The sequence below is a fragment of the Amphibacillus sp. MSJ-3 genome, from assembly GCF_018919165.1.
In the GTDB taxonomy this organism is placed as follows: domain Bacteria; phylum Bacillota; class Bacilli; order Bacillales; family Amphibacillaceae; genus Amphibacillus.
The window spans coordinates 1-14204 of sequence record NZ_JAHLQM010000021.1 but is presented as its reverse complement, the minus strand read 5'-3'; the positions used below and the strand labels follow the sequence as shown (position 1 = coordinate 14204).

Sequence of the window (14204 nt, the reverse complement as noted above, 5' to 3'; positions counted from 1 at the left end):
GTGAAGATTCAGACGATACCAGATACCTTAGCTAATAAAATTGCAGCTGGTGAAGTTGTTGAACGGCCGGCTTCGGTTGTGAAAGAACTAGTGGAAAATAGTATCGATGCAGGGAGTACGATGATTAAGGTAGAAATAGAAGAAGCCGGCTTACGAAAGATTAAAATTACGGATAATGGGACTGGAATGGAAGCAGATGATGCAGAACGTGCCTTTTTACGTCATGCAACAAGTAAAATTCAAACAGAAAATGATCTTTTCCATGTAAAAACACTCGGTTTCCGTGGTGAAGCATTAGCATCAGTGGCTGCAGTAAGCCAATTAACCATAAAGACTTCTACCGGGAATAACGCTGGTACACTTTTAAAGCTGGAAGGTGGCCGGATTGTTGATCGAGATTTAGCAGATACTCGCCAAGGGACTGAAATTACAGTTGAACATCTATTTTTTAATACACCAGCCCGTCTAAAACACATGAAAACAATTCATACTGAACTTGGTCACATTACTGATGCGATTAATCGACTAAGTCTTTCACACCCAGATATACGCTTTGAGCTTTTTCATAATGATCGACAATTATTTCAATCTAATGGACGCGGTGATTTGATTCAAATTATAGCACAAATATACGGTGTATCCGTTGCGAAAAAGATGATAAAAGTTGATTGTCAAACCCTGGATTATTCAATCACAGGCTATATAGCAAAACCTGAAGTTGCCCGTGCATCACGTCATTTTATGTCAACTATTATTAATGGTCGTTTTGTTAGAAGTATACCCTTAAACAAAGCTATTTTAAATGGCTACCATACGCTGTTACCAATTGGTCGAAGTCCGATCGTTGTTTTACAAATAAAAATGGATCCCATTTTAGTTGACGTGAACGTACACCCAGCTAAACTTGAAGTTCGATTCAGTAAAGAAAAAGAACTCTACCAAGCTGTTGAAGCGACAATTAAAGAAGCCTTTCGAAAAGAAACATTAATTCCAAATGTTCAAGTACCCAAAATGAAAAAAGAAGCAACGGTGCAAGAGAGCTTTCAATTTGAACATAAAAAGGATCGGGATATAATTGCTCCAACGATTAGTAAACAAGTACATCAAGAGGTAGATCAACCTACTAGTGATCCTATGGAGAATACTGAACCAAGTCAAACAAATGAAGATAAACCCAATTATCAAACAGATGATTCTAATGAAATAAAAGAACCAATCGAGCCAGCTCAAGAAGAAATAAATGTCCCAAGACATGTTGAACGTGTACCAACGATGTACCCAATTGGTCAACACCACGGAACTTATATTATAGCTGAGAATGAACAAGGTTTATACTTGATTGACCAGCATGCCGCCCAAGAACGCATTAAATATGAATACTTCCGGGATAAGTTTGGTCAGGTTGAAAATGAATTACAAGAACTACTAGTGCCACTTACCTTTGACTTTTCAAATCAAGAGGCTTTGATCATCGAACAGTACCAAGAGCAATTAAGAGAAGTTGGTTTATTCTTTGAGCATTTTGGTCAAACAACTTATTTAATTAGAGCACATCCAAATTGGTTTCCAAATGGTTTCGAAGAAGAGGTTATTCGTGATATGGTTGAGCAAGTGATTAAAGATGGAAAAATTAATCTGAGCAAATTACGGGAAAAAGCGGCTATTTTAATGGCTTGTAAACGTTCAATTAAAGCAAACCATCATTTAAATAAGGATGATATGTTCAGTTTGTTAGAAGAATTACGGACAACGCAAGATCCTTTTACTTGTCCACACGGGAGACCTATTATTATTCACTTTTCAAGTTATGAAATGGAAAAAATGTTTAAACGGGTGATGTAGATAGGAGCTAAATAAATGAAGGATAAAGTAGTCGCTATTGTTGGACCAACAGCAGTTGGAAAAACAAGTTTAGGAATGGAGTTGGCTAAACGCTTTAATGGTGAGATCATTAGCGGTGATTCGATGCAAATTTATAAAGGAATGGATATTGGTACAGCTAAAGTGACTGAGGAAGAGAAAAAAGCGATTCCACATCATATGATTGATATTAAAGAAGCAGATGAGCCTTTTTCTGTTTCTGAATTCCAAACATCTGTACAAAAACATATTGAAGAGATCAACAAACGAAATAAATTGCCGATAATAGTAGGTGGAACGGGTCTTTATATTGATGCTGTATTAACTGGCTATCAATTTTCTGAACAAAAGCGTGATCCAATCTATCAAGATAAAATTGAAGCGGAAATAGAGAAACATGGAATCGATCATGTTTATCAACGTCTATTACAAGTTGATCCGACCCAAGCAAAGAGCATTCATCCAAATAACGTAAGGCGTGTGATTCGAGCGATAGAAATATATGACCGAACAGGACAAACAATGACTGAACACCTAGCCTCGCAACAAAAAGAATCACCTTATCGTTCAGTACGAATTGGTTTGGAAATGGAGCGGTCCTTATTATATGATAGAATTAATCAGCGTGTTGATCTAATGCTAGAGGAAGGTCTTCTGAACGAAGTACAATTCTTTTATGATCAAGGATTAGCGAATGCGCAGTCGATGAAAGCGATTGGCTATAAAGAATTTATTCCTTATTTTGAAGGGGAATATGATTTAACAAGGGCAATTGAATTATTAAAGCGCAATTCTAGACGATACGCCAAACGTCAATACACTTGGTTTAAAAACAAAATGGATGTCAAATGGTATCAGATTAGTCCTGATAATAAAGCGCAAGTTTTTGAAAAGATTTATATGGATTTAGCAGGAATTTTAAAAGATATCTAGAATTAAACTAACTAGAGATAGAAAAGAGGAGGAAAAGATTATGGCTCAATCAATTAATATTCAAGATCAGTATTTAAATGCCCTAAGAAAAGATTATATTCAAGTAACTGTTATTTTGACGAATGGATTTCAATTACGTGGTCTAATTAAGGGATTCGATAATTTTACGGTATTAGTAGAGACAGATGGAAAGCAACAACTTATCTTCAAACATGCTATCTCTACGTTTTCTCCAGCCAAAAATGTCACTATTGAACAAGAATAGACTAAAAAAACTTGCTTAGACAGCTTAATATAGAACAGGTGTAGAACAACATATCTTTCTACACCTGTTTTATTTATGATCCAAGAAATAGCCAGGTCTGATAAACTTTCGATCATTGGTTTCCTCACGTGGTATAAGGAGGATCTTCAATTATGTTACAATGGTAGAAAGAAAAATTTCAAATTGCTAAGAGATCAGTAAAAAATCGCTCCATCTTGCGTATACTTATATAAAGAAGGAGTGTGAGCGAATAAATGGCATCAAGAGCGAATCAGATAAATATCATTTTAAATGATCATCAAATGAAGCCTGTAGAAGTTGTTGAAGAGCAAGATCCATTTGAGTCTGTTCATCATGCACTTAAACATTTTATTGGAATGGACATTATTCGTGATAAAATGATTGAAATATATGCTTTGATTGAGATGAATAAACGGCGAGAAGATGTCGGATTAAAAACAGATCCTCAATCTTTTCACATGCTCTTTAAAGGGAATCCAGGCACGGGAAAGACAACGGTTGCTCGGGCTTTGGCTAAATGGTTTGCTCAATTAGGGATTCTAACACATCAACACGTCATCGAGGCAGATCGGGCTGATTTAGTCGGTGAATATATTGGGCAAACAGCACATAAAACAAGAGCTTTGATTAAACGTGCACAAGGTGGCATTCTATTTATTGATGAGGCTTATGCTTTAGCTCGTGGAGGAGATAAAGATTTTGGTAGGGAAGCGATTGATATGCTTGTCACTCATATGGAGAATCATCGCCAAACATTTATTCTTATTCTTGCTGGTTACCCTGAACAAATGAATGACTTTCTACAAACAAATCCAGGTCTTCGATCTCGCTTTCCATTTATTATTGACTTTCCTGATTATCAACCCGCTCAATTACTTGAAATTGCTAAGAAAATGGTTAAGAACCGAGATTATCATTTAACTAAGCAGGCTGAAAACAAATTATATCAATTATTAATAAAGGAAAGACAAGGGAAGGAAAGAAGCCAATTCAGCAATGCTCGCTATGTACGTAATATTATAGAGAAATCTATTCGTAATCAATCGATTCGATTAGTAAAACAAAAGATATATGATACAAAAGCATATATTTTATTGACTGCTGATGATATTCCGAATGACAACGAATAATAGATCTTGCTCATATAAAGCAATTTTTTAGAAATGAGGAAACGACATGAAAGAAAATGTACTAATTATCGCTGTTCAAAAAAAGAATGATGATGATATCCGTTTTCATTATTCATTGGATGAAATTAAATCTTTAACCGAAACAGCCAAAGGCCAAGTAATTGAAGTCATCACACAAAAACGTGATCAACCCCATCCTGCCACATATTTAGGAGCTGGGAAAATAGCTGAAATCAATCAACGGATTGAGGATGAAGAAATTCAATTAATCATCGCAAACGATGAACTGTCAGCATCTCAAATGCGTAATTTACAAAATCAAACTGGTCGATCCGTTATTGATCGAGGTCAATTAATCTTAGATATTTTCGCCAACCGAGCAACATCTAATGAGGGGAAACTACAAGTAGAGTTAGCTCAATACCAATATCTCCTACCTCGCTTACATGGTCAAGGGCTTGCTTTGTCACGATTAGGTGGGGGAATTGGAACGCGTGGTCCAGGTGAAACGAAATTAGAATCAGATCGGCGCCATATTAACCGGCGAATTAATGAAATAAAAAGAAAACTAACCACCGTAGTTAAACAGCGTGATCAATACCGAAAGAGAAGACGATTAAATCATACCTTTAAAATAGCGATTGTCGGTTATACAAATGCTGGGAAGTCAACCTTGTTTAATCGATTGACACATAGTGACAGTTTTGAAGAAGACCAACTGTTTGCTACACTTGATCCGATGTCGAGAAAGCTCAGACTTCCATCAGGGTTGATGTCGATTATTACTGATACAGTCGGCTTTATGCAGGATTTACCGACAGAACTTATTGCAGCCTTTCGCTCAACGCTAGAAGAAGTCACAGAGGCTGATTTGATTTATCATGTTGTTGACGCATCCCACCCTGATTACGAACAACAACAGGAAACAGTCGTAAATTTGTTAAAAGAATTAGAAGCTGATCATATCCCGATGCTAACAATTTATAATAAGATGGACCGTGTTGATGTTGATTTTATTCCGCTATTGAAACCTTCGATTAAGGTCAGTGTTTTAGATGCTGAAGATCGATTGCGAATTCTTGATCAAACTGAAAAAATAATTAAAGATATCTGGACACACTATGAGAGACAGATTCCCGCTGATCAAGGCAAGCTACTTCAGCAATATAAACAACATTCAATCATAACTAATGAGCAGTTTATTGAAGCGGAAGAAGTCTATCAAGTAGAAGGGTATTTACCAGACGATCATCCATTATTGTAATATTAGACACAGACAGATAGTTACTAACAAAGTCCCGCTTGCAAGGTTAGGGACTTTTTTTGTTGTCCCAGTCCCAATCAGAGGGAATGGGGGGAAGGCAGACTAAACCCACCACGTCCTGTGAGAAGGCCTGCCTGATCTAGGTCCTGTAGCCCCCTCACTGATTGAAGTTTCACTTTATCAATTCATAGAACACCCCTCAAAACAGCGACCGACTTTCAGTTCTTTGACTATCCTGGCAAATCAATGAATATTTATTAGGCAAATACCTAGACAATAGTTTGAATTCGAGATATAATAAAATTATCTTGAAACCAAGGTGATTTTATTAGGAGGTAGAATTCATGTTAAACATAGGTATTATTCTAGGTAGTGTTAGAGAAGGTAGAAATGGTGAAGCAGTTGCTAAGTGGATCAATGAATTTGCTAAAAATCGTGGGGATGCTAATTATGAAATTGTCGATTTAATCGATTACCCATTACCAATGTTAGGAGCTAAGGTTACTGGTGATGATCAAGCACTTGTTGAGGCAACGATCAATGCTTGGAAAGAAAAAATGGCCTCATTTGATGGTTATATTTTTGTTACACCTGAATATAATCATGCTATTGGTGGGGCTTTAAAAAATGCTCTAGACTATCTAAACCCCGAATTGAATAATAAGGCAGCAGGATTTGTTGGTTATGGAAGTTTAGGTGGAACACGTGCTCATGAAAATTTACGTTTAATTTTAGGTGAATTACAAGTGGCTGACGTCAGAACAGCTGTAACATTTTCATTGATGAGTGATTTTGAAAATCTTTCTGTTTTTAAACCAGCGGATTATCATGCCGACAATACCAATGAAATGCTAGATCAACTGCTTAAATGGAGTAGTGCATTAAAGACTATCCGTTAATGAGTGATTTGATTAAAACACCCAATAAGATTAATTTCTTATTGGGTGTTTTTTGAATAAAAGTTTAAAACGGGGCATATAAAAGCAATATGAGAATAAAAAGACTATGATTATCTTTGTGAATGACCAATCATATTAACTTTTTTTGGAGGGATATTTGATGAGAGCGGTTGTAGTATCGGATTCAAAAGATAAGTTAGTTGAAGTTAAAGAGGTCGAATTAAGAGCTCTACGACAAGGAGAAGCCTTAGTTGATGTTCTTTACTGTGGGGTTTGTCATACCGATTTACATGTTGCTAAAGGAGACTTCGGCTCGGTACCCGGTCGTATTCTAGGTCATGAAGGCGTTGGTATTGTAAGGGAAATTGCTGATGATGTTACCAGTCTAACTGTCGGTGACCGAGTGAGTATCGCTTGGTTCTTTGAAGGGTGTGGTCATTGTGATTATTGTTTAACCGGCAAGGAAACATATTGCCGTCAAGCGAAGAATGCAGGTTTTTCAGTTAATGGAGCCATGGCAGAACAATGTATTGTTACTGCTGACTATGCGGTTAAAGTACCAGCAGATTTAGATTTAAGACAGGCAACAAGTATTACTTGTGCGGGTGTTACGACATATAAAGCAATAAAAGAAGCGGATATTCACCCTGGAGAATGGATTGTTATTTATGGTGTTGGTGGTCTTGGGAATTTAGCGATTCAATATGCCAAAAAGGTATTTAATGCAAAGGTTATTGCTGTTGATATAAATGATGATAAATTAATTTTAGCGAAAGAGTCAGGTGCTGATTTAATCTTTAATTCAAAAGACCAAGATCCAACTGAATGGATTCAACATGAAGTTGGTGGTGCACATGCAGCTGTTGTTACCGCTGTTTCAAAAGTTGCCTTTCGTCAAGCAGTTGAATCGGTCCGTCCAACAGCAAAAGTTGTCAATGTTGGATTACCACCAGAAACAATGGAATTAGAAATAATTAAAACAGTTTTAGATGGTATTCAAGTGATTGGATCACTAGTTGGAACAAGAAAAGACCTTGAAGAGGCTTTTCAGTTTGGGGCAGAAGGTAAAGTTGTTCCAGTTGTACAGACTAGAAAACTTGATGAAATTGATACTATTTTTACAGAGATGGAAGAAGGAGAAATTAACGGCCGTATGGTACTTGATATGTCATTATAATTAAGTTTTACTGTTTGGTGGTCAATTAGAAAGATCATCATTTACAAATCCCCCTAAGATCCGATGTTTTTGTTAATCTTAGGGGGAGTATATATTAGTGGTATTCAGGTAACCAGTCACCATGTGCTGTAATTAAGTCATCACACAATGAAATAATATCGTTGATCGATAATTCAGCTGCTGTATGAGGATCGAGTAAGGCTGCCTGATAAATTTTCTCTCTCTTTTTTGTCTTTGCTGCTTCAATCGTTAACAGTTGTGTATTAATATTTGTTCGATTCAAGGCCGCTAATTGCTCCGGTAGATCGCCTATATAGGTTGGTGAAATCCCACTAGCATCGACTAAGCAAGGTACTTCAACAATTGCCTTCTCTGGTAGATTCGAGATTAGGCCTCCTGTGTTTAAAACATTGCCACCAATTTTAATCGGTTGATTAGTTTCCATTGCTTCAATAATGTATGAGCCATATTCATTTGAGCGACTATGCCTTATATCTTGATTATTGACAATGTCATCACGCATTTTCTTCCAACCTTCGATTTGTTCAACACAACGTCTTGGATATTCGTCAAGTGGAATATTGTATTGTTCAATTAATTCAGGGTAATTTTTCTTAATAAAGTAGGGGTGATATTCGGCATTATGCTCTGATGATTCAGTTACATAATAGCCGAATTTATCCATCAATTCAAATCGAACCTTATCGTGATGTTGTTCTTTCTGCTTTTCCCTTGCTCGTCTTTTTATTTCCGGATATAAATCTTCACCATTACGACTAATTTCAAGTAACCAGGCCATATGATTAATCCCGGCAATTTCCCACTGAATATTATCTTTAGGAAGATCCAGCATCTCTAATAATTGATCAGCACAGACTTGGACACTATGGCAGAGCCCGACCGTCTTAACTCCCTCATTCAGCATAACGCCTGTCAGTACTGCCATTGGGTTTGTATAATTTAAAAACCAAGCATCTGGACAAACTTCTTTGATATCTTGTGCGAATTCTTGCATGACTGGAATTGTTCTTAAATTCCGAAAGATTCCACCAATTCCTACTGTATCAGCAATGGTTTGGCGCAGACCATATTTTTTTGGAATATCAAAGTCAGTAATCGTACAGGGGTCATATCCACCAACCTGAATCGCATTGATTACATATTTAGCATCACGCAATGCCTCTTTCCTGTCACGGTAACTCTTAATTTCAACTGTAGAATTTAGATTTTCCTTCAAATGATTTAACATCAATTCTGAATCGGTTAACCGTTCTTCATCAATATCAAAAAGAGCAAATTCAAAGTCTTGCAAGGCGCCAACAGTCATACAGTCACCTAAGACATTTTTTGCAAAGACTGTACTTCCTGCACCTAAGAAAGTAATCTTAGCCATAAAACTCATCTCCTTTACCTCTTCTTATTTTCTATTCTATCGAGATGAGCGCATGATTCAATCGCAAAAAAAAATTAAAAGGGTAATATATTGCTGATTTAATCTATAAACCAATGATCGACAGGCATTGATAATTGCATTTGGCGATAAGCTGTTGGTGACTTTCCTGTTTGTTTTTTAAAAACTTTAGCAAAATAATTGCCATTTTGATAACCAACCTTTTCAGCAATTGTTTCAATGGGGGAACTATCATTTAACAGTAATTCAATCGCTTTCTGAATACGCAGTGTCGTTAAGTATTGTATGGGTGTCATGCCAACGTATTTTTTAAATTGTCTAGTAAAATGATATTTCGACAACCTGGACTGTTCAACACAATCGTTTAAACTTAAATCTTGGGCATAATTTCTTTTCATAAAGACTATAACATCCTCAATTGGCTTCGGAACCGTTTTAGTTTGTGCTATATTTTCTTCCAAACTCTCACCTAAGATCATTAAAAATTGATAACCGAGAGCGGATGCGCGATAGCTATTTTTAACTTGCTCTTGTTCAACTTTATTAATCCATTTAAAAATAAATTGAATCACGGGAGAATACTCAGGATAAGTCAGAATGTGGCCGTGGCTTGCTGTTAATTGATGATAGAATTGGGCCATTGTCTCACCAAATAAGGTAATATAAATAAACTCCCATTCTGTTGAATCATCCGGTAAGTAATAACAATGGTTGCTAGGGATTTCAATCCAAAAAGCTTGGTTTTTAGTTAATCGGTACAAGTGATCCTCTATTTTGATTGCGCCTGATCCACTCAGTGTATATTGAAAAACGAAACAATGATCATCAGAACGGTTATTTCCATCCCATAAGTAGTCTGTATTTGTTTGCTTTTCATGACCAATTGCATACAGGCCGATTGACTTTTGTTGATGATCCCCCTTTAACTGGAAGCCATAAGATCTATTTCTAATTCTACTCTCCTCCTTTGACCATCTTTATAAGGTGAACTTCCACTCTTCATCTAAAATTATCATGTATTTTTTTAACGAGGTCTTAAAGCAAGTTAATCCGCGATAAACTTATCTTAAGTGATTTAGTAGGATTTGTATAGGTCATTCAATCTAGGGTTAATTAGAACATGTTCGTATAAGACAGTAACCAAAAAAAGTCTTTGTTTTTACGGAATTTCAAATTAATTAGTAAATATCATTTTATTAGTTGCATTAATCATAACTAACATTATAATAGTTATAAGTATATGTTTATTTTATAATAAAAGTAAATATATACAAGTTGCATTATTTAACCAATTCAATAAAACATTAAAGACAAGGAGACTATTAATGACTTTTAATCAAACAAATGCATTAAAAGATAATTTGCTTGTGCATTATCGATTCGATGATGCCAATCATATTGGTAAGGATGATTCTGGTCGTGGCAATGATGCGATTGTGGCTGGAATTAAAAAACCAATTATAGAAGTAGTTGATGGTAGACATGCTGTTACATTAGCAGGTGGAGAAAGTGGAACATCATATTTAAAGTTACCGAATCATTTACTCGATCAAGTGAATGACCATACCGGAATAACGATTAGTACCTGGGTTTATTTAAGAAAAGGACATAATGTTTGGGAAAGAATTTTTGATTTTGGTAGTGGCGTTGGGAATCCTTATTTATTTCTAACCCGCCAATTAAGAGGTGTTTGCTTTTTAGATGAAGATCTCGTTGCAGACGCTGGAAAAACATATCCTTCTGGAGAGTGGATGCATCTTGCGATGTCTATTACTGGAACGGAAGGTGGAGCGCTAAGTAATGCAGGGCCACTTATTTATGTTAATGGTGAGCTAGTAGCTGATGGATTAATTAGCCAGACTTCCAGTGGTACATATAAGAAACTTCAACAATGGTTTAATACTTTTTCAAATCAAGATTATTATCGAGAAAACTATATTGGAAAGTCACAATACGATGTTGATCCTGATTTTGACGGCTCATTAACAGACTTTAGAGTTTACCAAGCCGGATTAACACAAGATCAAGTAATTGAAGTCATGTGTGAATCATTAACCGATCAAGAAATTGTTCAATTGGCAAGAGATAAATATCTATCCTTTCCAACGACTGTTGTGACTAAAGATATAGTTTTGCCAGATTCACTTATGGGAGATAAAGTTTCATTAAACTGGACTTCTAGTGATTTGACTACGTTATCAAATCAGGGGAAATTAGGGGAAGTATCTGAACCTAAAGGTGTAACATTAACAGCTAGACTAGAAAAGGGTAACAACCATACGGAAAAATCCTTTACCGTAACGGTCCTCCCTGAAGATGTTCCATCACATTATTTGACCATTCATGGCCAAGATGAAGTCGTGGATGTCAGTGATATAATGTATGGTTTATTTTATGAGGATATTAATAATGCAGCGGATGGTGGTATTTATGCAGAGTTGATCCAAAATCGCTCATTCGAATCCTTTGTATTTGATACATTTGATCATGCTTCGGGAGTATGTGGCTGCTCGACAGGGCGTAACCATCAACCTCTCCATGCTTGGTTTGGGGATTTAGAGAAAGTGCAAGTAAGAGACTCTGGAAATTTAAATGAATTTTTCAACATAGAAGATCCAGAAGTTAATAAACATTATCTAACGGTATCAAGCGGGGCAACAATTGTAAATAAAGGATTTACGGATTCAAATCATCAAGCGGCTATGTCTTTAATTGCAAATGAGAAATATGATTTTACAATTTGGGCGAAAGCAAAAGAATCAGGTGTGATAAAAGTTGTTCTTCAAGATGGGAATGGAAAAAACGTGAGTCAGGAACTCATCGTTGAAATTGAAGGTGGCGACCAATGGAAAAAATATGGTGTCGACCAAGTCCTTTCCCTGATTGCAAACCAAACAACGATGGGACAAGTTGCTTTAAGCTTTATTGGTGATATTTCAATTGATATGGTTTCATTAATCCCAAGAAACGTTTGGGGTGCCTCTGAGGAACCAACATCTCAAACGGCCCATGCAAACTATAAGGGCAACCCAAATTATCGGTTAAGAAGAGATCTTGTTCAGGCTCTACTCGACTTAAGTCCAAAATTCTTACGCTTCCCAGGTGGCTGTATTTCGGAAGGATCTTACATTTGGGAAAATGTTTACGAATGGAAGGATTCTGTTGGAGCGGTTGAATTACGGAAAGAAAACTTTAATGTTTGGGGCTATATGATGACAATGGGCTTGGGCTATATGGAGTACTTCCAGTTAGCTGAAGATCTAAATGCGACCCCATTACCAGTTATGGCATGTGGTGTCCTTTGTCAAGCGCGTTCAGATTATGTCCACCCTGCTGGCGGAGATCTAAGAGATTATTATGTCAAGAGCTTTACTGATTTAATTGATTTTGCGATTAGCAGTGACTTTGAAAACAATGAGTGGGCTCATTTGAGGAAAGAAATGGGGCATGAGGCACCATTTGACCTACATTACTTAGGAATAGGTAATGAAAACTGGGGCGAAGAATTCTTTGCTAACTTTGAATATTTCAAAACAAAGATCGATCAATATATGGAAGGAAATTACCCTGATCATGAGTTGCACATTATCTCTACTGTCGGTGCTCAAGCAGACGACGATGCTTATCAAGAGGGCTGGAGATTTTTAAGTGGACATATGGAAGGTTCAGCGACTGTTTCATTTACTGACGGCAAGACAGTTACTGAGGAAACAGTTACCTGGTATGAAGAGCAAGCTCACTATATGGATACGATTGCTGATGAACACTATTACCGTTCAAATGAATATTTATTAAATAATGTTGACCGCTATAATTATTATCACCGTGCCTATCATCATGATGGAACATTGAATGAAAGAGAATCATCAAAGGTTTTCGTTGGTGAATTTGCTTCAACTGATAAAAATACTTTAGCAGGTGCAGTTGCTGAAGCCGCAATCATGACAGGCTATGAAAATAATGCTGATGTTGTTAGATTAGTAGCTTATGCACCGTTATTTAATAAAGTTCTAACCGATGGAACCTATCGATGGACACCGGATTTAATATGGTTTGATGACGAGAGTGTTTGGTTCACACCAAATTATTACACTCAGAAACTATTTGCTAAGTATCTTGGTAATAAAGTATTAAGTACGTCATTTTCGGCATATAACCACGGCCAACTAACAGAGCTAAAACCCCGAGGTGGGATCGAAATTGCAACGGCAAATGCAGAAATCCATGTTAAGTCTGTTCGAGTGATTGATAATATATCGAAAAAGGTGATCTTTGAACAAGATTTTACTCAGGCATTAAAAGAAGATTGGCAAGTACTTCCTGGTTCGGTTGGTTACCAGTTAGATTCTGAGAAGGGTTTAATTTTACCTGCTCAAACTTCAGGTTTAAATGGCTTATATATTAAGAATGATCAGTGGACGAATTATAATGTCGAAGTGAATGCGACAAAAGTATCTGGCCTAGAAGGAATCTATGTAGGTGTAGGTGTAACAGATGTCACCCAAGAGCATAAAACAGCGATTGAGTATGCGATTGGTTATGATGGAAAGGCAAGTGGTGTTAAAGTCTATAAAGAAGGAATAGAGGGCTACCGTCTCGGTGACTACTCAACGAGTACGGCAGTAGGTAATCTACGCTCAAGTATAGATGAGCAAATGACAATTGATGTTCCTTACACGATAAACGTGAATTATGGCGGCCATACTGGAGAGCGATTAAGCTGTTCATTTACTGATGGGTCAACGACAAGTCATGTTTTCGATTATAAACTAGAAGCATATAATCGTGAGGTTTTCCATTCAGTTACAAAAGATGATCAGAATATGTATGTTAAACTCGTCAATGCAGATCCATTTGAAAAAACAACTCAAGTGACTGTAAAAGATTTATCAATTGAAAAGGAAGGGAAATTGATTTGCTTAACTGGTGAAGCAGCGGATGTTAATCAACCTAATGTTAATAAAAAAGGTGATGAAAAGATTGTGCCAAATGAAACACTACTATCAATCACCTCCGATGATTTAATCGTTACTTTGCCTGCACATTCAGTAAATATTGTTGTACTTAAATTAAAATAAATAGATAAATGATAAGGGACGCATTCAAAATAATGATGCGTCCTTTCTTATGTTCTTTGAAAACCCCTGGCTATGCCGGGGGTTCCATAGAGCTTCTAGCGTGGGGTCAAAAAAGCCTCTCTTCATGGTAAGATAAGGTTGGTTTCCCGACCACCAAATCTCACGA

Annotated in this window: 10 protein-coding genes; 8 read left to right on the top strand and 2 right to left on the bottom strand. The window is 36.6% G+C overall.

What is annotated here, in order from left to right; genetic code table 11:
- The 7 genes from mutL to adhP all read left to right on the top strand — a co-directional run bounded on the left by mutL (position 1) and on the right by adhP (position 7549).
- A complete protein-coding gene (mutL, locus tag KQI76_RS07700) occupies positions 1 to 1842 on the top strand; it encodes a DNA mismatch repair endonuclease MutL (RefSeq protein WP_216399750.1) in 1842 nt (613 codons plus the stop codon).
- A gap of 15 nt (positions 1843 to 1857) precedes the next feature.
- A complete protein-coding gene (gene miaA, locus KQI76_RS07695) occupies positions 1858 to 2793 on the top strand; it encodes a tRNA (adenosine(37)-N6)-dimethylallyltransferase MiaA (RefSeq protein ID WP_216399749.1) in 936 nt (311 codons plus the stop codon).
- Positions 2794 to 2833: 40 nt separating this feature from the next.
- Positions 2834 to 3058: an RNA chaperone Hfq gene (gene hfq / locus KQI76_RS07690; protein ID WP_216399748.1), complete on the top strand. Its 225-nt coding sequence runs from the start codon at positions 2834 to 2836 to the stop codon at positions 3056 to 3058.
- A 254-nt stretch (positions 3059 to 3312) separates the two neighbouring features.
- Positions 3313 to 4209 carry an AAA family ATPase gene (locus KQI76_RS07685; RefSeq protein ID WP_216399747.1) on the top strand — a complete coding sequence of 299 codons (897 nt, stop codon included), beginning with the start codon at positions 3313 to 3315 and terminating at the stop codon, positions 4207 to 4209.
- Between the two features lie 46 nt (positions 4210 to 4255).
- Complete coding sequence (gene hflX, locus KQI76_RS07680) at positions 4256 to 5473, top strand: GTPase HflX (RefSeq protein WP_216399746.1); 1218 nt, start codon at positions 4256 to 4258, stop codon at positions 5471 to 5473.
- 344 nt (positions 5474 to 5817) lie between these two features.
- A complete protein-coding gene (locus tag KQI76_RS07675; protein WP_216399745.1) occupies positions 5818 to 6372 on the top strand; it encodes an NADPH-dependent FMN reductase in 555 nt (184 codons plus the stop codon).
- A 160-nt stretch (positions 6373 to 6532) separates the two neighbouring features.
- On the top strand, positions 6533 to 7549 hold the full coding sequence (gene adhP / locus KQI76_RS07670; RefSeq protein ID WP_216399744.1) for an alcohol dehydrogenase AdhP: 1017 nt from the start codon (positions 6533 to 6535) through the stop codon (positions 7547 to 7549).
- A 94-nt stretch (positions 7550 to 7643) separates the two neighbouring features.
- On the opposite strand, the gene melA is transcribed toward adhP, so the two are convergent.
- Both melA and KQI76_RS07660 read right to left on the bottom strand, forming a co-directional pair.
- On the bottom strand, positions 7644 to 8942 hold the full coding sequence (gene melA / locus KQI76_RS07665; RefSeq protein ID WP_216399743.1) for an alpha-glucosidase/alpha-galactosidase: 1299 nt from the start codon (positions 8940 to 8942) through the stop codon (positions 7644 to 7646).
- Positions 8943 to 9040: 98 nt separating this feature from the next.
- The gene (locus KQI76_RS07660) at positions 9041 to 9844 is read right to left on the bottom strand and encodes an AraC family transcriptional regulator (RefSeq protein WP_371817667.1); all 804 of its coding nucleotides are present in this window, start codon (positions 9842 to 9844) and stop codon (positions 9041 to 9043) included.
- 441 nt (positions 9845 to 10285) lie between these two features.
- Here KQI76_RS07660 and KQI76_RS07655 point away from each other — a divergent pair, with 441 nt between their 5' ends.
- Positions 10286 to 14038 (top strand): alpha-L-arabinofuranosidase C-terminal domain-containing protein, encoded by a 3753-nt coding sequence (locus KQI76_RS07655; protein ID WP_216399741.1) that lies wholly within the window; start codon positions 10286 to 10288, stop codon positions 14036 to 14038.
- Positions 14039 to 14204: the final 166 nt, after the last annotated feature.